This is a genomic window from Deinococcus psychrotolerans, assembly GCF_003860465.1.
Lineage (GTDB): Bacteria > Deinococcota > Deinococci > Deinococcales > Deinococcaceae > Deinococcus > Deinococcus psychrotolerans.
This window is the reverse complement of sequence record NZ_CP034184.1, coordinates 60902-79815: the sequence shown is the minus strand read 5'-3', so window position 1 is coordinate 79815 and position 18914 is coordinate 60902. Positions and strand designations below refer to the sequence as shown.

Below are 18914 nucleotides of genomic sequence, written 5' to 3'. Positions count from 1 at the left end.
TCAGTGTGTCGGGGGTCATGGCCGAACCAGCATCCCCCCCCATTTCTTCTCATCGGGGGGCAAACGGAGGGGGGAAGTTGACCCCATCAAGGTCAGACCTTGCCGCTCAGCATTTGCGGGAGGAGAGCCTCGCGCCTGCGAGATCGAAGTACCGGGCGTGATGACTCAGTTCGCCATGTCGCAAGAGTTGCCATAGCAGATCCAGCGCGTGCGTCGCCACCATCCATCCCACGAACAGAGCCTGCTTACTCAGTGCCTCAATCGCTGAGCAGCTCGGCGTGTCATCCTCCGGCATCGTGGTGTCCATCAGTTCCGGATGCAATTGGGTCGCGCACAGCAGGCCGCGTTTGAGTTCGCTCCCCGCCCGCCGGGGCGTGCCGAGGATGACCTGGCCGCTTTTCAAGTCGTTGCCGCAATCCAGCCAGTATTTCCACAGGTGAAAGCCCTTTGAGAACGCCGCGCGGTGCAAACTTGATCGTGCAGCCCTCGTGTCGACGCAACTGATCACGATGTCCCATGTCTCTTTGCCGTGAACGCTTGCGAAGCGCTGTGGGACGGCCATCCAGTTGAGGCTGCACGCCAGGGTGAGATACACGAAGAGTTCAGAGATGCCAAAAGCTCAGCTACCACAGACCCCGGCACTCGGTTTCTACTGGCCAGCGTCTCTGCGGCCATTAGAGGGGTAATGACCAGCGGTTGACGCCGCAGTCCAACCACTATTCCTGTTGGGGAGACAACCTGAGATATGGCAAGCCCTGACTGCACTAGGGCCTGAAGAGCGGGCAGGTGGGCCGCCCGGCCCCAACTTCGGTCAGGATTGTCACCGATCACGCCCATGCAAACAGGGGTGTTCATAGAGATCCTCCAAAGTGGGCGCGAGAACGGAATAACCGACCTTCACCCTAATTCACGGTCGTAGCGGAAGCCCTGCCCATTTGATCAACACGCTTGACTGTTCGTCCGGGATACCACCGCCTGATGCAAATGACTCACTCAGCGCCGTTTTCGGGACTCTGGGGACTCAACTTCCTGGCCCGGTGGCGAGCTGTGGGGAAGGGTTCGTCAGGCATGTGCGGCCCATAGCTCGTAAAGCGGCCACCGACTTTCTCAGATGCGCCGTGTTCCAGATGGTAAAGGTTGCCACCAACAGATTGATGCCGCTGACTCGGTGACTCAGGGTCTCGGTGGAACGGCCAGGTAGTCCGCCGGGGCGGTGGCGTGCGAGTCCGTTATCCTTGCAGTAGGAGGTGGGCATGCACTTCGTGTTAGAAAGTCTGGAGTCGGGTTCCCCCCTGGTTGAAGCGGTCTGGGCGGGCCAGAGTAAGCGGCCTGGTTCCTTCACCTCACTCGCGACGAGTCGATCCGAACTGATTATCACCCGTTCCCGAGGAAGGGCGAGCGTCGTGCTGCGTGGGCCGGAGAGCTAGGCGACCGTCGCGGACGTCCCACAGGACGCAGAGTTCTTCGGCATCACCTTCCGTCTGGGCGTCTTCCTCCCCTCGCTGCCTCCCACACATCTGCTGGATCGGCACGCCACTCTGTCCACCACGGGGGAGTCGTTCTGGCTGCATGACAGAGCGCTTCCCATTCCAGGTGCAGGGGACGCCGACGCCTTTGTCGAACGTCTGGTCCGCCTGGGACTCCTGCGCTCTGAACCCATCGTCGAATCTCTCCTGAGCAACGAACTGATTGAGCGCTCAGCCACCGTCCGCACCTTACAACGCCGTTTTTTAAAAGCCACCGGGCTTTCTCAGCGTGCAGTCCTCTCCATTGAGCGGGCGCGGGAGGCGGTGGCGCGGCTTCAACTGGGCAGCTCCATTCCGGATGTCGTTCACGATCTGGGGTACACTGACCAGCCGCACCTGACTAGGACGCTCCGGCACCTGACGGGCCGCACCCCCGCACGCATCGTTCGCGAGGTCTGGGCGCACTCACCCCTTAGCGTCCGGGAACTGGAGTCGTAAGATCCGAGCCGAGGCAGATTGCGCACGCGGAGAGTCGGCTTATCGTGCTGCGGCCCGTCCCATCTACTGGTGGAGCAGCGGCGTCAGTACGGACGCCGTGTCGTTTCGATACAAGACGTCAGTGGGACATTTTTTTATACTTTTGCCGTGGTGCAGGGTCTGTCCTGAGGGACATGGCCGGAGCAAAGGAGAATAAACTATGCGTAGGATTGTCGCGGTGGAGTATTTGAGTCTGGACGGCATCATGAGCAACCCCATGTGGACGGCTCCCTATTTCAGCGAGGAGCTTGGCACACTGCAAGACACGTGGATCACCGGGAGCGACTCGCTCCTGCTCGGACGGGTGACGTACGAGGGCATGTCGACGGCGTGGATAGCGAACACCGACGGCAGTACGTTTACTGAGCGCATCAACGCCTTGCCCAAGCACGTCGCCACCCGCACACTGACCGACCTCGCGTGGAACGCAACGCCCCTCTCACACGATATTGTCGAGGAAGTCCGAGCACTCAAGCAGGGCGAAGGCGCAAACGTTTTGATCTACGGCAGCGGCGAACTGGTGCGCTCATTGCTGGAGCACCACTTGATCGACGAGTTTCATCTGATCGTCTGTCCGGTTGTGGTGGGTGAGGGGCGTCGGCTGTTCTCGGAAGACAGCCGGGCCGCGTTGCACTTGGCCAGCACCCACGCGACCACCACCGGAGTGATAGTGCTAAGTTACCGAACCGAACAGCCCAGCAATCCAGATAAATGAGTCGGGGCGGAAGTGAAGTTGCTACGGTTTGGTGGCTCTTACATGCTTTCGGTGCAACGCGTCTGGATGTGCTGATATAGAGCATGGTGACCCTTCCCAAGTGGTGGACTGCTCTGTTGTTCCCAGATCGGCCCCTGGAGATCATCGCCGTCACTTCCAATGCTGAGCAGCTTCTGGTGACCGCCGAGACCTCTGGAGACTCGACACCGTGTCCGTCTTGCCAGACCGTTTCCCGCAGTCTCCACAGCCACTGCGCGCGAACGTTAGCAGATTTACCCTGCCTTGGACATACTGTCCACCTTCAGCTCCGTGTCTAAAAATTCCGTTGTCGAGAGAAAATCTGTCTACGACAGGTTTTCTGCGAACGACTTCCCGGCATCGCCATGCGGTCTGCTCGCATGACTGAGCGCCTCACCATCACTCTTCAGGACTCAGCACTTCAGGGCGGGGCAAGCGTCAGTCAGCGTATCGGTCGGGCCTGGGGCATCCAGCGTTCCTGCACCACCTCTCTCCGGGTCATGCAGCGCATGACCCCCACTCAGCCCCCGCATTCACTCAAGCGCGTTGGAGTCGATGATTTTGCCTTTAGATGGGGCACACATTACGGCACACTCGTCATTGACCTGGACGCTAGCAAGCCAGTTGACGTGCTACCTGACTGGACAGCGACGACCCTGGCCAGCTGGCTTCGGGATCATCCCGAGATTGAAGTGGTGGCTCGAGATCGGTCCACCGAATATGCACGGGGGTCAGCGGAGGTGCGCCACAGGCTCAGCAGATCCTGGATCGCTGGCATTTGGTGAAAAACCTGCGTGAAGCGCTGGAACGTCAAGTTCAACGACATCGTGAGTACATGTCTCTGGCGCTCGGGCTGGAGGGAAAGCACGGTGTGCTCTCCCTCCAGTCTACCTCAGCAGAACGGTCAAGCCAGGAGGCCACGGCACGCAGACAAGCGCAATATGCCGAACTCTATGCACTGTCCCAGCAGGGTCAAAGCATTGCCGCGATCGTCCGAACCGCAGGCGTCCGTCGAGCCACGGTTCACCGCGCTATTCGCTGTCAAGGGCAGATGGATCGGAGGCGGCATGCCCGACCTTCAGGCATCCTGACGCCGTTTCAAACACTGTTGACAGCGCGCTGGGAGGCGGGCTGTCAGAATGCCAGTCAGCTCTATCGTGACCTCGTTCAAGCCGGCTACGTGGGTTCAAAGCGCCGAGTCAGTCTCTGGGTTCAAGAGCGGCGTGAAGTCCCTGCACCGACGACGCCCGGTTCATTCAAAACGGGCTCAGCGTCAGGGTCGCTGCCGTTTCGCGCCATCACAAGGCGCATGGTTGACCCACTGATTGCGGTCCCTAAATTTGAGCGCAAGAATCGGATGGTCTGACCAGAGCGTCTGGGTCTACCCTGCGACCAGGAGGCCAACCCTGTGTCAGATCCTGCATCCCCATCTCCTTACGATCAGCGGTGGCAGCTCGTCCTGGGCCGTGAGGCCACCCACGACGGCCAGTTCGTGTACGCCGTCCAGACCACCGGCATTTACTGCCGTCCGTCGTGTACTTCCCGGCGTCCAAAGCGCAGCAACGTCGAGTTCTTCGAGACGGGTGTTTCGGCCCGCGCGGCAGGATTTCGGCCCTGCCGACGGTGTCTTCCGGATGAGGTGGACGCCCGGAAGCAGGCCGTCGCCCAGGTACAACATCTACTTTGACGAGCGACGCGAATTGTTGAACGACAGCGCGGTGGTGCCACAATCGATTTTGTTTGCGACCTTAGCCTGAGGTCTCCGAACCCAGCATTTCCCGACGCTGAGGAGCTGCTGGCCACCCCGCAGCGTGACAGGCTTTCCATTCACTGACAGAGTCCTCCATCGCTAGAAAATCTCAGTCAAGCCCACAAAGGCCATCTGGGACAGCCTTCATTGACCAGACTTTCGAGCTCGGCATCCTACGGTTCGCTCGCAGTGTGCGGACAGCATTGACGCGTCCTCTACTCTGTGATACAAGCTAGTGGTACTACGTAATACATTATACCTGGCAAACCGGTCAGGAAGGGAGGGATTACCCTGGACAACCTGACGGAGATGTTGAAAGGCGTCCTCGAGGGCTGTGTGCTTGAGATTATCAGCCGTGGTGAAACCTACGGCTACGAAATCGCCTCTTCTCTGCGAACACTCGGCTTCGCAGATGTGGTGGAAGGCACCGTCTACACCATTTTGCTGCGGCTCGAAAAGAACAAGCTCGTCACCATTGAGAAAAGGCCATCCACCATCGGTCCGCCCAGACGGTTCTACTCGCTGAACGAGGCGGGACAGGCCGAACTCGCGGCGTTCTGGGCGAAATGGGCGTTTCTCTCCCTCAAGATCAACGAACTCAAGGAGAACCATGATGGAAAACTTCCTGAAGAGAATTCTCGGAGACAAGAAGGAATGGAAGGGCATGGAGGCGCGCGCTGAGGTGTTGCCCGGCGACTACCGGATCGTGTACGGCGAGATGCAGAAATACATGTGGAGGCTCACGGGCGGCGACGGTCTGGATATCGTGGCGATTCTGAAAGACCTGCTTGGACTGTTTGAAACCGGCGCGGCAGACGGCAAACGCGCACTGGAAGTCACCGGCGAGGATGTGGCCGCGTTCTGCGACGAACTCCTGCGAAACGCCAATACCTACACCGAGAACTGGCGTGAGGCGCTGAACCGCGATGTGATGAACAAGCTTCAAAGCGAGGAGAAGAAGAAATGACCAACATTGCTATACAGACGAACGGCCTGAAGAAGGCTTTCAAAGAAACACGCGTCCTGAACGGTGTCGATCTCGAAGTGCGGCGCGGCGAGATCTTTGCCCTGCTCGGCTCGAACGGCGCGGGCAAGACCACGGTAGTCAACATCCTCTCAACGCTGCTCAACCCCGACAGCGGCACGGCCAGCGTCTGCGGCTTCGACACGCAGCGCCAGCCGGAGCGCGTGCGCGAGGTGATCAGCCTGACCGGGCAGTTTGCCGCTGTAGACGGCATTCTGACGGGGCGGGAGAATCTGGTGTTCATCGCCAGACTGCGGGCCGTGCCCGACCCGGCCCAGGTGGCCGACCGACTACTTGGGCAGTTCGGGTTGAAGGGTGCGGCGGAGAAGCGGGCAGACACCTATTCCGGCGGCATGACCCGCAGGCTCGATATCGCCATGAGCCTGATCGGCACACCTGCTGTCATCTTCCTCGACGAGCCGACCACCGGCCTTGACCCGGAAGGACGGCTCGAAGTCTGGACCACCATCAAGACGCTCGCCCAAGGCGGCACGACGATTCTGTTGACCACGCAATACCTCGACGAGGCCGAACAGCTCGCGGACCGAATTGCGATCCTGCACGAAGGGAGAATTATCGCGGGCGGCACTTTCAGCGAACTCAAACGGCTTTTCCCGCCTGCAAAAGTCGAGTACATCGAAAAACAACCGACGCTGGAGGAGATTTTTCTGGCCATCGTCGGCAACAAAGACGTTAGTAACAAAAAACTGGAGGTCGCAAGGTGACTACATTACGAGACACGGGCATCCTGGTCGGACGCTCCATGCGCCACATCCAGCGCAGCCCGGACACTATCATCACGGTTGCCATCATGCCGATCATGATCATGCTGCTGTTCGTCTATGTGTACGGTGGCGCGATCAAGACCAGCACCGGCACTGGCAACTACGTGAACTACATGCTGCCCGGTATCCTGCTGATCGCGGTCGCCAGCGGCGTCGCTTACACCGCCTACCGGATCTTCCTCGACATGCAGAAGGGAATCGTCGCCCGGCTCCACTCGATGCCGGTTTCACGCTCAGCGGTGCTGTGGGGGCATGTGCTGACTTCGCTGGTGTCCAACGCGGTCTCACTGGTCGTCATCGTTCTGGTGGCCCTGGTCATGGGCTTCCGGTCCAGCGCAGACCTGGGCGCCTGGCTCGCGGCGGCAGGCATCCTCGCGCTGTTCACCCTGGCCCTGACCTGGCTGGCGGTGATTGCCGGACTGACGGCGAAGTCCATCGAAGGTGCCTCTGCATTCTCCTACCCGCTGATTTTCCTGCCGCTCATCAGCTCGGCGTTCGTCCCAACCGACACTATGCCCACCCTGGTCCGCGCCTTCGCGGAACACCAGCCGGTCACCGCCATCGTCAATACGCTCCGTGCCCTCCTGGGCGGCCAGCCGGTGGGGAGTAGCATCTGGACTGCGCTCGCCTGGTGCACAGGAATAACCGTCCTCGCGTACGTCTTTGCCATGAGAGCCTACAAACGGGTCCCGTAACCAGACCTTGGGATTGCCACGAAAAAGTGGACCTGAAGCCTCATGGGAGGAGGCGCCCTACGGATAAAAACAAGCTGGAAGCCTTTTCGGATGGGGTCATCGCCATCATTATCACCATCATGGTGCTCGAACTTAAAGTCCCGCACGGCTCAAGCTGGGAATAATTGAGGCCGTTGTTGTCCGTTTTCTTGAGTTACGTACTCAGTTTCGTGTTCGTGGGCATCTACTGGAACAACCATCACCACTTTCTCAAGACCGCTGAGCGGGTCGACGGAAAGGTGCTGTGGGCCAATCTGCACCTGCTGTTCTGGATGTCTCTGATTCCCTTTGTGAGCGGCTGGATGGGTGAAAACAACTTCACTTTCCTGCCAGTGGCGATTTATGGTGTAGTGATGGTGATGAGCGCATTGGCCTACACCTTGCTGGTTTTTAGACTGATTTCGCTGCACAGCCCAGACTCCAAGCTGGCCAGCGCCGTCACCAGCGCCGGCAACATCAAAGGTCGGGTCTCGCTGGTGTTATACCTCTGTGCCATTCCGCTGGCATTCTGGAACGCCGGTGCAGCGGCTCTGCTGTACGTGGTGGTGGCCGCACTGTGGTTTGTCCCAGACCACCACACCGAGAAGCTGCTGGCCAACTAAACGACCCTGCACTAAAAGCGCAGGGGTTTGGTTGCGACTGAAAGTCGCCGTCAATCTGCGAGCAGAAACGTATCCTGGTCTTGGTTGGAACTGGTGCGATGATGCTCAAGATAGTCCTGCACCATTTCTTCGGTGATATTTCCAGTGCTCCAAGCGCCGTACCCAACGCCCCAAAAATGCTGCCCCCAGTACCGCTTTTCCAAATGCGGATACTCCCGTTGCAGTATCCGCGAGGTCCGGCCTTTCATCCGCTTCACCAAATCGCTGACTGAGATGGATGGTGGATACTCGACGTGCATATGGACATGATCCTGGCTCACCACGCCTTTCAGAATACGCATGTCCTCAGCATCACAAATTTGGATCAGGAGTTCACGGCATCTCGGCTTCACTTCACCAACCAAGACGTGGTAGCGATATTTCGTCGCCCAGCGGCCAGGCCCCTGCTGGGGGTCCGTTCTGGCCAAGAGCACGATATGCGCCTGAGGTGCTCCCAAAAACCGATCCGGGTCAGGATGGAGTCTCCGGCGGGCGGCGAGTTGAGGCAAACTGCGCTGCGAATGCTCCTGGAGCGAGATTTCCCAGTGCCGAGTGCGGCCTGATGTCATTATAGTCGATCCTCCACTTCTCAATCTTCTCAGCGGCGTCATCCAACGACAGAAACCAGTGGGTATTCAGGCACTCGTCCCGGAAACTGCCATTAAATGATTCGATGTATCCGTTGTCTTGAGGGCGTCCTGGACGGGAAAAATCAAGGGTGACTTGGCGCTGATACGCCCACAGGTCTAGCGCTTTGCTGATGAACTCACTCCCATTGTCGACTCGGATCTTGCCAGGGGCCCCACGGCCCCTGGCGGCCTCGGTCACCACTTCGACCACCCGCTCGGCTTTGATACTTTGATCGACGTGGATTGCCAGGCACTCCCGTGTGAAAATGTCGATCAAGGTCAGGGATCGAAAGCGTTTACCATTAAATAGTGCGTCTGAGACGAAATCCATCGCCCAGACCTGGTTGGCCTGGATAGGTTCTTCTCGCGTCGCGCGATGCGCGGCACATACCCGGCGTCGAGGTCGCTTCATCCGCAGATTGAGCCCAGCTTGTTTGTAGAGCCGGTAAATTCGTTTGTGATTGATCTTCCAGCCTTCACGGGCCATCAAGACATGAATACGCCGGTAGCCATATCGTACCCGCGTCTGGGAGATCTCGGTCATCCGCTTCAGGATGACTGGCTCCTGAGTGTCCACCAGCGGTTGATACCGCTGGACGGAACGCCACACCTTGAGCACCCGACACGCTCGCCGCTCGCTGATCCGATACGCCCGCCGCAGATGAGTGACTAAAACGCGCTGCTGGACGGGCTTTAGAGCTTTTTTGCAATCACATCTTGGAGCATGGCTTTGTCCAGACTCAGGTCGGCGACCAACGCTTTGAGCTTGCGGTTCTCCTCTTCGAGCTGCTTCAGACGGCGTAACTCACTCAGACCCAGACCGCTATACTTCTTTTTCCAGTTGAAGAACGTCGATTCAGCGACGCCCATTTTCCGACAGACTTCACCGATAGTAACACCGGTTTCTACTTGTTTGAGCGCGAAGCTGATCTGTTCATCGGTGAACTTTTTTCCCTTCATGCTGACCTCCGGGGACGTCGTCCCTCAGTGTGCCAGATACTCCATTCTCATATGGCTCGGTTTTCCGGGAGCACGTCAGGAACGGAGCAGGTTGGTGGACTGGGTGATAAAGGAAGACGCCATCAGCTCAGGCTACCTGAACTTTTTGGCCAGCGGAATACTTCCGAGAGTTCCACCACCAGGCCGCGTGTCACTTGCGCCCGCATCACCGACTGGGGAGCGCTGCACCGACGTGAATGGTTTCCTGCTCCCTCATCCCTCGGGAATTCTGGAGAAGCGCGCAAGATCGGTGGAGGTACCATGAGACGGGGCGACGATACTTGCTCCCAGAGATTAGATAGATAAGCCAAGGCCGGGTTGCCAGGCGGTGCGTGGCTAATGAGAATGCCCTCCAGTCTGACGTCGCCGCTCTGGGCCAGCCGCCCCGGATCCTCTTCTGAGCGCTCAGTCAGCGCTAATATGAGCGCCTTGCCGCTCAGCCCATCGGCCATCAACCGGCGCAGCGTCAGCAGACTCAACAGATGCAGCGTCCATACCGGGCCTCACGGCCTTCGCGGCGCGGGCAGCAACCCCTCCGGTGAGTCGGGCATTGACCTCGTCCTTGGGACGTGGGGCCCGGTCGAGCGGCAACACCTCAGCCAGCCGCTGATTGGCTTCCTCGATGCCACCTCCCCAGTCCTGCGAAATCCCCAACATGCAGGCAGGGGAGCAGAGGAGAGCGGGTCTCTCCTGGCTTTCACCCTCTCCCGTGTTCTAACAGCTGTGCACCTCCGAGCGCGGCGGAAGAGAATGCGTCCTCTCAGTTTGCTGCCATTTCCAACCGGCTTTGGAATGCCCGGCGCAGCGCCACGAGCGCGTCCAGGCTTTTCCAGAGCACGCTGCGCCAGGCGTCCTGGTTGGGCAGCAGGTGCGTCACCTCGATATTGACGTGCGTTTCGAGAACGATCAGACGGCCCACCCGGACCTGCTGCTGGGCGTAAGCAACCGCTTCATGCACCAGCAACCGGGACAGGTTGCCTGGGATGAAGAAGAGCGGCAGATGCACCAACTGAAACGCTTGGGCATCCGCTGTGTGGGTGGCCAGCACGTACAGTTCATCCTCATGCCTGAACAACACGTCGGCTTCCTCATCCAACCAGGGCTCCAGACCCTCTTCGATCAGAAAGGACATCGCGGCGGTGGCGTAGCTGTTCCAGAGGACATGCGTTTCGGGGCTGTAAGGCAGCAAGTCATCCATGGGCGTCTCCTGAAGCTGTTGGCGGAGAAAGGGTAATGGGCCGAAACGTCATGATTGGTGTGTGGCACTGATGACTCAGCAGAGGTCACAGGGACAAGACGTACCTTTTGTGCTGCGCTTATCCGCATCAAATTGAGCGGGCACCTTTCAACCCCGGTGCCCGCTCTTGTCTGGTGTTGCCGGCCTCGCAGCCTGGCGGTGACGCTGCCGAGGCGCTCCAAGCCTCGTCCCCGGAGGGAAAACCTCAAAAGTCCAGGATTCGGCCGAGTCCTCACGCCTTCACCCTGCGGCCTGCTGAAACTCAGACCTGATCCTTCATCCCTCAGTCCTCAAGCCTGAGCACTGAGTCCTTCCGTGGTCCGCGCCGCAGCGCGGTAAACGTTTCAGGAGGGTTCAACACCCGGAGTCCGGGGGAGCTGTTTCGCAGCGTCTTCGCGCGGACGGCAACGCCGTTCAGATTACACGCTGGCTGGCACCTCGATGAAGGTCGTGGCATTGCGCTCGTCAATGATCCGGTCCACGCTCGAGGCGAACTCAGCAGCCTGATCGCGCAGCTCAAGCAACTGGGTCGCCAGATCCAGCGGATCGTCGATGACGGGTTCGTGACGGCTCCAGAACAGTGTGGTGAGACTGTCAGCGTCCAGTCCGGCGTTTTCACTCCGACCTGCGTCATTGCCGAGCAGACTCTGAAGCTGCACCTGCAACTGACCCTCGAGTTTGAAGCGCAGACTGGTCTGCTCCCGTACGGCCTGACCGTACTGCTCGCCGAGTAGATTCAGGAGCTGCTGATCGCTGCTCTTGCCCAGAGTTTCGGCCCGCTTGCGCTCCACGGCGGCGGCCAGGGTCATCGTTTCGCCCGCGATTTCCACTGAGGTGGTGGCGTTGGCCTGCACCAGAGCGGCCTTGATCTGGCTGCGGCGCACACTGAGTGCCCGCAGCGAGGTGAACGATGAGCGGGCGCGCTCAGCGAAGGCGGCCTCGCTGAGCCCACCCGGCTGACTCTGAGTGGGCGGGCGCACCCGGACCGCCTGCACCTCGCCGAGCCGCGTGCCGATCTTGTGCTCCAGCAGTTTGAGTTCCTTGAGGGCGTGCGTCAGGCTCATGCGCTGAACGCTGCCGTTGCGGACTGAGTCACGGCGATCTGGCGCAGGGCGGGCAGCGGACGTGCGGGCAGGGCGGTCACGTTTGGTCATGCAGTCTCCGGCTTTTGAACGGAAGCGGAAGCGCACCATAACGCTCAGCGTGAAGCCGCGTCATCCGCCACACGGCCTACCCCACCGGGTGGGTCGAAGCGCAAGATACCCGGTGGGGTCCAAGGGTGACCACTGATGTACTCGGCGAATGTGCTGCTTCAAAGGCTGCTCAGACTGGCGTCATGGCGTTTCTATCTGCGTCGACCCACTCCTGATCGCGTTAAGAAAGTCCCGCTGGCACATTCCCCGGATCCCATACAGGTGGGTGATACTGCACATCTGACTGGTGGACTGGGCGGGTTGCTTCTTGTACAAGATGCCCGTGTGCTTGAGAGCAAGGATTGAGAGAGGTCACGTAGCCCCAGCTCACGGCTGTACTGCCAGCATTTCGGCCACTCCCTTGCCTCCTCAATTTCAACTCAACAACGGGTGCAGTTTTTGCTCAGCAACGAGCGCCAGTGCATGCATCCCACGCGATGTACTCACATACAAAAGTCTCGCTTCATATTCCACCTCCGGGTCATAATGACCCGCATCTGCCCCAGCGACAATGCAGCCGTCGAACTCCAGCCCTTTGGCCAGATTCACCGGCATCACCACCACCTGACCCTGATACCGCGCCTGCTCATTGACAATCGCCTGCGCGTCCACATCGTGATACTGCAAGTCCGCAGCCAGCTGCTCAGCCTCGCTCACCCGCCGCGTCACCACCGCGATATTGACGTGCCCTGCCTGCTGCATGGCTTTCACCGCCTGAGCGCACAGCGCGGCCACCGTGTCTCCGGTCAGGCGAAGCACCGCTTCCCCATCCCGGTCTACGCCCACCACCGCTCCAGTGCGGTTGTACGTCTGCGCGACCTTTGACGACAATGCTGTGATCTGCCGGGTCGAGCGGTACGTTCTAGACAGCGTCATCAGCCTCGCTGACCCCAATGCCGCCTGCATCTCCCCGAAATCCGCCACGCCCTTGTACCCGTGAATGCCTTGATTCTTGTCACCCAGCGCGGTGATGTGACCTGGGCGGGCCGCGCGGGTCAGCAGGGCATACAGCAGCGGCGAATAGTCCTGCGCCTCATCCAGCGCCAGATGATCATAAGGTTCCAGTTCACGGCCCACCCGCCTGCCCAGGCCGTCCAGCAGCGCCGCCATCGCCAGCATGACCGGCAGTTCCGTGACATCCGCGTAAGACCGCCTTGGCTTGGACACCGCTGCCAGCGGGTCACTCAACAGCACTTGGATCGTCCGTTCCGGCAGTATCCCCGCTGCTGCCTGCCGCAGTACCGCCTCGTCACTCAGCAACTGCCGGGCACTCAACACCGGTAAAAGGCCCGTCACGATCTTGCCGGTGAGTTGTGTGATGTCCGCACGCAGTTGCCGCCGCACGGTCGCCCGCTCGTCTTCGTCCAACCGGACTTGCGCGAAGAGTGCTTCCTCGATCTGATGGCGGATCGCGCTCCGCAGTCCTTCCAGCGGATCGCGGGCCAGCACCCCCTCGACCAGCGCTTGCAAGGCAGGTGTATCCAGCGTTAAGGTCGCTGTGCCCCGTCCCGGCAAGCTCACCTCAGCACGGTACTTCAGTTGGGTGGTGTTCGCTCTGACCCGCTGGTGGAGGTACTGCCGGACGACCCGCAGCATGCTCAGATCGCCGAGCGCTCTGGCCCTGCGCCACGCCGCTTTCCTGCGGGCTTTGCTGGTATCCGTCAGGAGCAGCGTCAGGGTGCGGTCTACGACCTCCAGCTTCTCCAGCCCCAGAAAGGACGTTGCCCACGCTTCGGGCGTCGTGACGGTAACGCCTTCCAGATGCAAACTCGGCAGAATCCGCGCCGAGTAACGTGCCAGCACCTGATTCGGCATCAGCACCATGCAGGCCTCCGGACGGGCGCGGTGCTCGCGGCGTTCCGGGTGCAGCAGCCATGCCAGCCGGTGGTACAGCATGGTCGTCTTTCCGCTCCCCGCCGGTCCCTGGATGCACAGATGCTCCCCTGCACTCGCGCGAAGAATCTCGTTTTGCTCCGGCTGTAACGTCTCGACGACATTGCGCATGCCTGCGGTGGCCGCCTCGGACAGCCGTTTGAGCAGCACCGCTTCGCGTCCCCCCGTCTCGCCGGTCGCCGCGTCATAAAGGTCGGTCACGCCATGCAAGGCCTTGTCCCGCACGTCCAATTGCCGCCGCCGGAGGATCGTGCCAGTCAAGCCACGTGGCGTCTGCCAGTTCAGTGTTTGTGCGTAGAACAGCCCGCCCACTTCGGATTCCCAGGACAGGACCGAATGCGGCCCCTTCAGATCTTTGAAGGCATGATTGCCGACGTACAGCGCTTGCGTCTTCCCAGCGATCCGCACGGTCAACGCCCCAAAAAAGGGCTGGGAAACATGAGGGCTGAGCATAGCAGCGTGCTCTTCGGCGGTGTCCTGCATGACCATGCTCGTTTCGAGATCCGCGCCATTGGTTCGGTCGCGGTCTTCCCAAGCATCGATCTGCCGGAGCATGGCGCTGACGGTGCCTGACAGGTGGCTCGCTTCCGCTTCAAAGTCGGGGTGGATGGTGGGCGGTGGGGCAAGCCTGGTCATGCCAGGCCCGCCGTCGAACGCAGGCCTTCGTGCAGCAACGTGTCAATGTGGCTGTCACTATGGGTTTTGTCGTGCAAATACATGATGAGCAGCTTAATGCAGTTGCCTAAGGTGTCGTGTGGGAGGGCGTCGTGCTCCCAGGTGACGTTGAGGTGGCCGTGGATGAGGTGGCCGCGCAGATGACACAGGGCCGTGATGATCTGCTGCTGCGTGGGCGCTGACGGTCTGCTTTGGAGGCTGAGGGCGGCGTCGATGAAGCTTAGTGCTTCGTTGTCCAGATCGAGCGTGATACTCAGGGCGGATGGGGCGGGGCAGGGTTGAGTCGCGGGCATGCTGTTCCTTTGGGCGCGGATTAGGCGCTGTGCTCAAAGCGCTGTGAGCACTGGATGGCGAGTTGATGCAGGATCTGACGGGGGTTGTAGCCGCCGGGCAAACTGACCGCAGGGATGCCTAATGCCCAAGCCCGGTTGCGAATGCTGCCGTGCGCGTGGGCCGCCCAGCGCAGCGCAAACACCACAGCAGCCACGTTGGGATTTCGCAAGTGAGCGTCCATTTGCAGGCCGTGATCGTACTGACCACTGGAAATCCAGTCCACGTCCTTGAGACCGAGCCCTTCAATCAGCCGTCGTTTGCTGTTCGGCTTAGGAATACCGCAGAGCAGAACCAAGGTCTTGCCCGCAAGGGCGTTCAGCACGCTGGCCTCCGCTCCGTTTTGCGCAGTGAGACGCACGGGAATCAGCGTCGCCAAATCGTCATCAAGCGCTTCCTCTTCGTCTTCGGCTGCTTTCGTGTGCTCGATGGTCGCCGTGTCCCAAGTTGTCCCCATCACCTCTTCAAAATGGACTTCAGGTAAGGTGTGCCGCTGCGGATCAGTCAACCAGCTGAGGCGCTCTTCCCAGGCGATTTGCTCGTCGCCTTCTGGCCCAGTGTTAGAAAACAGCCACGCCACGACAGGGCAACCTTCTTGTCGCCAGAGTTGCTTGAGCAGCTCTTCCATCAGCCGTTTCGCTCGGCTGATGGGCACGCCCATCCGCACCGCTTTTCGGAGCGGCCCGATGCCAGTGGCGGCGGCCGCAAGCAGTTCACGCCGATCTACAGGTTGGACGCCTTGCTGTTCTTGCAGCCGAACGAGTGCGGTGGCAGCCAGAAGCGCATGGCGAATCAGGGGTAAAGCGCTGAAGAACGTGACCAGATCTTCGGTTGGCCGCTTGGTAAACACTTGTTCGTCGAGGCGATGCATCAGCGTGTCAACGTCCTGGTGCCATTGCCAAGGGGGGCCACTCAACGCCGCTTGGGTGAAGATGAGTTGCATGACCAGCCGCTGACTGGGGAGGTGTTCGTCGAGCAGCAGCACGCTTTCAGGAACGGTGACGCTGCTCTGGTGGGAGACGGCGGTGAGCCATTGCAGGGACTTGGTGTTGAGTCGGCGCAGCTTGGCCCAGTCGCGTTTGGGAATGACGCCCTGGGGTAAGAGGGGAAGCCGCTGCGTCTTGGCGTTTTGGCGGCGAGCGTAGGCCAAGAGGTCGTCTTGGAGGTGTTTGGTGGCTTGGCGCAGGGGATGGCGTGCCCCAAGTCCATCACGCCCGATGCGCCAGGCGCGGGCGGCGGCAAGAATCGTCTGTGCATGCGGCACATTGCCCGGCAGGAAATGAGGATGCAGTCGCAACCGGACGCACTGCTGCAAGTCGCTCAGTGCTTCTTGTTCCTCCGGCGAGGTGGGCTGAGCGCACAGCACTCGCCGCATGGCTATGAGCGTCTGGTCGCTCACATCAGAAAAAGTGCGCCCTTGCTCCAGTGCCGCGCTCAGCGCCTTGACGTCGCGGCCTGCCGGGTCGACTAAGAAAATCTCGTCTACCGAAACGCTCAACAGTGCGCCGTGCGGTGTGGTCTGGAAAAAGGTACTCAGCGCCATGCGGCACTCCGGGACAAAACAAGCCGCTTGTTCAACGACCTCGGCACTACTCAGGTGAGGCTGGCCACAAGTCTGAACGTCTGTCGCCAGTACCCCGATGTCCTCATTACTACTCCCACTGATGACTTCTTGCACAAAAAGTGTGAAGACCGTCTCCGCCAACACGTTCAGCGGCGGAATCTGCGTCAAACTACCGGGGCAATGCTGATTGAGCAGCTGAGCCGCCAGCAGCAGCAGACCCACATCCAGTTCCAACTCTAACCCCGGCTCACTATCCAATAAAAACACTCGCCACGCCGATTGCTCCGCTTCGCTCAAGCGCTCCTCGCTCCTCGGCGTTTCGCTCGCGCTGATCAGATTCAATCGACGCAACAGCAGGCGGCTGATGGTGCGTTGCCACACTGGAACCTCAGCAGGCCACACGAATGGCACTTGGGCCTGGTCGTTTTGTTCGCTGATCTCCAAGCTCATTTCACTGCCCGTTTTGAGCTTTTCTTGGTTGCTGTAGGCCCAGTAGTCGTTCGTTTTTTGCTGCTGACTGCCCCACTGGTGCGTTTGGGAGTAGGCGATTTAGCCTTGGGCGAGGTAAAAGTGCCGCTCATCAGCGCCGCGACCGTCTGCGCCGTCAGGTCTTCGGGCAGCACGTTGTCCGGCAAAGCTACACCTTGACCACTGACCACCAGCCCCGCAATGCCACCGCGTACTTCCAAGACCGCGTTCAGTTGCGGCAAGGCGTAACGCGGGGCGGTGAGTTTGGCCGCATGGATCGCCGGATGAAGGGTGCCTTTCCAGATGGTGTCCAAATACGCCACGCGGCTGAGTTGTCCGCTAGCAATCTTGTCCAGATCCCCTTCCATCTGGGCCGTGAATTCCGCATTGACCAGTTGCGGCACTTGCTTCATCAGGTAACTGGCCACCAGTAAGCCGAGCGGCGTGACGTGCAGTTGCCGGTTTCGCAGCGCCACGTAGTTGCGTTTTTGCAACGTCTCCAAGGTCGCGCCATACGTGCTGGGTCGCCCAATCCCCGCTTTCTCCATGACTTGCACAAATTTGCCTTCGGTGAAGCGTCCCGGCGCACTGCTTTTCTTCTCTTCCGCTTTGGCGTCTTTGAGGGCAAAGCGCTCGCCCACCTGCAATTTAGGTAAAGTCTGTTCCTCTTCGCTGCTGTCCTGATCGTCATACAAGGCCGTGAAGCCTTTCTCCGTCAGCACCACGCCGGAGGCGTGCAGCGTGACCACCCCTGCCGTCAACGTCACGGCGGTCTTCTCCCCCACCGCGTCCCGCATCTGAGAGGCCAGCGTGCGTTCGTACACCAGACGGTACAGGGCGAGTTCGTCACCACTCAGCCCAGTCTGTTCTGGGAGTGCGAATTTTCCCGCCGGGCGAATCGCTTCGTGAGCTTCCTGCGCGTTCTGATTTTTGGTGGCGTACTGACGGCCCTCTTTGGGTAAAGCAGACGGCCCAAAACGCGTGGCGACTGCTTCTCGGGCCAGCCCAATCGCTTCATCCGAGAGATGGGGACTGTCCGTGCGGATATACGTGATCAGCCCTTGTTCATAGAGCGTCTGGGCCAGTTTGGTGACCTGGGCCGCGCCAAGTTTGAGTTTGGCGTTGGCGGCCTGTTGCAGTCCTGAAGTCGTCAGCGGCGGCGGTGGACGGCGAACGACTGGACTCAGCGTGACAGCACTGACGACGGCTTGTTGACGGTTGAGGTACTCCACCAACTGCGCGGCCTTTTCTTGATCGAGTTGCGTGACATTCAGACCCGGCTTGAGTTGGCCTGAAGCCGTAAAACTGGCGGCCGTGGCCAGCGCTACGCCTCTGATCGCCGTGACCTGGGCTTTGAAGGCGGGTTGACTTTTCACCGTCACCCCCACCCGCCAGAAGGCCGAAGGAACGAAACTCAGCCGCGACTGTTCACGCTGCGAGAGCAGCATCAGGGCTGCCGACTGGACCCGGCCTGCCGACTGCGGGCCGCCCACCGCTTTCCACAGCAGCGGACTGACGCCGTATCCAGCCAAGCGGTCGAGAACGCGCCGGGTTTCCTGAGCGGCGACCAGGTTGAAATCGATGGTTCTGGGGTGGGCGACGGCCTGCCGAATGGCCCGCTCGGTGATTTCTTGATACGTGACTCGCAGAGCGTCCTTGCCCAGTCCCAGGAGCACGCTCAGGTGCCAAGCGATGCTCTCGCCTTCCCGGTCCGGGTCAGCGGCGAGGTAGACCGCGTCAGCAGATTTGGCCGCGTCTCGCAAATCCCGGATGGTCTGGGCTTTGTCCTTGCGGGCCACGTAGATCGGGGCGTAGTTGTTGTCCACGTCAATGCCGAGTTTGGCAAATGGGGCGTCTTTGTACTTGTCGGGCAGGGTGTCGTCTTTGGTGGGCAGGTCACGGACGTGACCGAGGCAGGCGCGGACTTGCCAGCCTGCGCCGAGGTAGCTCTGGATCTTCCTGGCCTTGGCAGGAGACTCGACGATCAGCAGTTTCACCTTCGACCTCGCTTACAGCGGTACATACGGGCCAGAAGAACAAGCAGCGGGAGGGCCAGTACCCCTAACCAGGCGCGTGGCTGTGAGCGGGAACGGCGGGGTCTGAAGCCGGATTGGGGCCCGTGGAGTGGAAGAAACATGCTGACCTACCTTGTCGGGGAGCGGAGCTCAGAAGGTTCGCCTCTGAGTGAATCGGGATGACGTTATTCTATAGGCAACAAAATGAATCGGCGGGAAAGATCTGGGGATGTTAGTTAGT

The 18914-nt window shown here is 60.2% G+C and carries 17 protein-coding genes and 2 pseudogenes; 9 read left to right on the top strand and 10 right to left on the bottom strand.

What is annotated here, in order from left to right:
- Positions 1–106 precede the first annotated feature (106 nt).
- Positions 107–595, bottom strand: a complete 489-nt coding sequence (locus EHF33_RS14115; RefSeq protein ID WP_164473520.1) for a ubiquitin-activating E1 family protein — start codon at positions 593–595, stop codon at positions 107–109.
- An 874-nt stretch (positions 596–1469) separates the two neighbouring features.
- On the opposite strand from EHF33_RS14115, the gene EHF33_RS21825 reads away from it, so the two are divergent.
- From EHF33_RS21825 to EHF33_RS14065, 9 genes and pseudogenes are all read left to right on the top strand, one after another.
- Positions 1470–1964 (top strand): helix-turn-helix transcriptional regulator, encoded by a 495-nt coding sequence (locus tag EHF33_RS21825; RefSeq protein ID WP_124873330.1) that lies wholly within the window; start codon positions 1470–1472, stop codon positions 1962–1964.
- A 199-nt stretch (positions 1965–2163) separates the two neighbouring features.
- The gene (locus tag EHF33_RS14105; protein ID WP_124873328.1) at positions 2164–2718 is read left to right on the top strand and encodes a dihydrofolate reductase family protein; all 555 of its coding nucleotides are present in this window, start codon (positions 2164–2166) and stop codon (positions 2716–2718) included.
- A 383-nt stretch (positions 2719–3101) separates the two neighbouring features.
- Positions 3102–4102 (top strand): annotated as a pseudogene (locus tag EHF33_RS21900) (transposase).
- A 42-nt stretch (positions 4103–4144) separates the two neighbouring features.
- Positions 4145–4423, top strand: a complete 279-nt coding sequence (locus EHF33_RS14090; protein ID WP_124873325.1) for an Ada metal-binding domain-containing protein — start codon at positions 4145–4147, stop codon at positions 4421–4423.
- 372 nt (positions 4424–4795) lie between these two features.
- Positions 4796–5167, top strand: a complete 372-nt coding sequence (locus tag EHF33_RS14085; RefSeq protein ID WP_124873323.1) for a PadR family transcriptional regulator — start codon at positions 4796–4798, stop codon at positions 5165–5167.
- The gene (locus tag EHF33_RS14080) at positions 5151–5453 is read left to right on the top strand and encodes a DUF1048 domain-containing protein (protein ID WP_206431643.1); all 303 of its coding nucleotides are present in this window, start codon (positions 5151–5153) and stop codon (positions 5451–5453) included. Before EHF33_RS14085 ends, EHF33_RS14080 begins: the two co-directional genes overlap by 17 nt.
- A complete protein-coding gene (locus EHF33_RS14075) occupies positions 5450–6235 on the top strand; it encodes an ABC transporter ATP-binding protein (RefSeq protein ID WP_124873319.1) in 786 nt (261 codons plus the stop codon). Before EHF33_RS14080 ends, EHF33_RS14075 begins: the two co-directional genes overlap by 4 nt.
- Complete coding sequence (locus EHF33_RS14070; protein WP_124873318.1) at positions 6232–6990, top strand: ABC transporter permease; 759 nt, start codon at positions 6232–6234, stop codon at positions 6988–6990. The genes EHF33_RS14075 and EHF33_RS14070 overlap by 4 nt, the downstream gene beginning before the upstream one ends.
- A pseudogene (locus EHF33_RS14065) lies at positions 6927–7631 on the top strand (TMEM175 family protein). Before EHF33_RS14070 ends, EHF33_RS14065 begins: the two are co-directional and overlap by 64 nt.
- A 50-nt stretch (positions 7632–7681) precedes the next feature.
- Here the strand turns inward: EHF33_RS14065 and tnpA are convergent.
- From tnpA to topA, 9 genes are all read right to left on the bottom strand, one after another.
- Positions 7682–8107 (bottom strand): IS200/IS605 family transposase, encoded by a 426-nt coding sequence (gene tnpA / locus EHF33_RS14060; RefSeq protein ID WP_124874034.1) that lies wholly within the window; start codon positions 8105–8107, stop codon positions 7682–7684.
- Positions 8108–8141: 34 nt separating this feature from the next.
- A protein-coding gene (locus tag EHF33_RS14055) for an IS3 family transposase (RefSeq protein ID WP_124873238.1) occupies positions 8142–9259 on the bottom strand; the annotation gives its coding sequence in 2 pieces (ribosomal slippage) (positions 8142–9007 and positions 9007–9259; 1119 coding nt in all).
- A 444-nt stretch (positions 9260–9703) separates the two neighbouring features.
- The gene (locus EHF33_RS14050; protein WP_124873316.1) at positions 9704–9955 is read right to left on the bottom strand and encodes a hypothetical protein; all 252 of its coding nucleotides are present in this window, start codon (positions 9953–9955) and stop codon (positions 9704–9706) included.
- Positions 9956–10058: 103 nt separating this feature from the next.
- Positions 10059–10496, bottom strand: coding sequence for a hypothetical protein (locus tag EHF33_RS14045; protein ID WP_124873314.1), 438 nt, complete (start codon positions 10494–10496; stop codon positions 10059–10061).
- Between the two features lie 458 nt (positions 10497–10954).
- Positions 10955–11689: a hypothetical protein gene (locus EHF33_RS14040; RefSeq protein WP_124873312.1), complete on the bottom strand. Its 735-nt coding sequence runs from the start codon at positions 11687–11689 to the stop codon at positions 10955–10957.
- A 414-nt stretch (positions 11690–12103) separates the two neighbouring features.
- The gene (locus EHF33_RS14035) at positions 12104–14257 is read right to left on the bottom strand and encodes a UvrD-helicase domain-containing protein (RefSeq protein ID WP_124873310.1); all 2154 of its coding nucleotides are present in this window, start codon (positions 14255–14257) and stop codon (positions 12104–12106) included.
- A complete protein-coding gene (locus tag EHF33_RS14030) occupies positions 14254–14589 on the bottom strand; it encodes a hypothetical protein (protein WP_124873308.1) in 336 nt (111 codons plus the stop codon). The genes EHF33_RS14035 and EHF33_RS14030 overlap by 4 nt, the downstream gene beginning before the upstream one ends.
- A 20-nt stretch (positions 14590–14609) precedes the next feature.
- The gene (locus tag EHF33_RS14025; protein WP_124873306.1) at positions 14610–16640 is read right to left on the bottom strand and encodes a hypothetical protein; all 2031 of its coding nucleotides are present in this window, start codon (positions 16638–16640) and stop codon (positions 14610–14612) included.
- Positions 16637–18655: a type I DNA topoisomerase gene (gene topA / locus EHF33_RS14020; RefSeq protein ID WP_124873304.1), complete on the bottom strand. Its 2019-nt coding sequence runs from the start codon at positions 18653–18655 to the stop codon at positions 16637–16639. The genes EHF33_RS14025 and topA overlap by 4 nt, the downstream gene beginning before the upstream one ends.
- Positions 18656–18914 lie beyond the last annotated feature (259 nt).

Excerpts from the sequence above, each read along its gene's own strand:
- EHF33_RS14085 (WP_124873323.1), top strand. The coding sequence starts at position 4,796 with ATGTTGAAAGGCGTCCTCGAGGGCTGTGTGCTTGAGATTATCAGCCGT.
- EHF33_RS14050 (WP_124873316.1), bottom strand. The coding sequence starts at position 9,955 with ATGTTGGGGATTTCGCAGGACTGGGGAGGTGGCATCGAGGAAGCCAAT.
- EHF33_RS14080 (WP_206431643.1), top strand. The coding sequence starts at position 5,151 with ATGGAGGCGCGCGCTGAGGTGTTGCCCGGCGACTACCGGATCGTGTAC.
- EHF33_RS14105 (WP_124873328.1), top strand. The coding sequence starts at position 2,164 with ATGCGTAGGATTGTCGCGGTGGAGTATTTGAGTCTGGACGGCATCATG.
- EHF33_RS14035 (WP_124873310.1), bottom strand. The coding sequence starts at position 14,257 with ATGACCAGGCTTGCCCCACCGCCCACCATCCACCCCGACTTTGAAGCG.
- EHF33_RS14045 (WP_124873314.1), bottom strand. The coding sequence starts at position 10,496 with ATGGATGACTTGCTGCCTTACAGCCCCGAAACGCATGTCCTCTGGAAC.
- EHF33_RS14030 (WP_124873308.1), bottom strand. The coding sequence starts at position 14,589 with ATGCCCGCGACTCAACCCTGCCCCGCCCCATCCGCCCTGAGTATCACG.
- EHF33_RS14040 (WP_124873312.1), bottom strand. The coding sequence starts at position 11,689 with ATGACCAAACGTGACCGCCCTGCCCGCACGTCCGCTGCCCGCCCTGCG.
- EHF33_RS14075 (WP_124873319.1), top strand. The coding sequence starts at position 5,450 with ATGACCAACATTGCTATACAGACGAACGGCCTGAAGAAGGCTTTCAAA.
- EHF33_RS14025 (WP_124873306.1), bottom strand. The coding sequence starts at position 16,640 with ATGAGCTTGGAGATCAGCGAACAAAACGACCAGGCCCAAGTGCCATTC.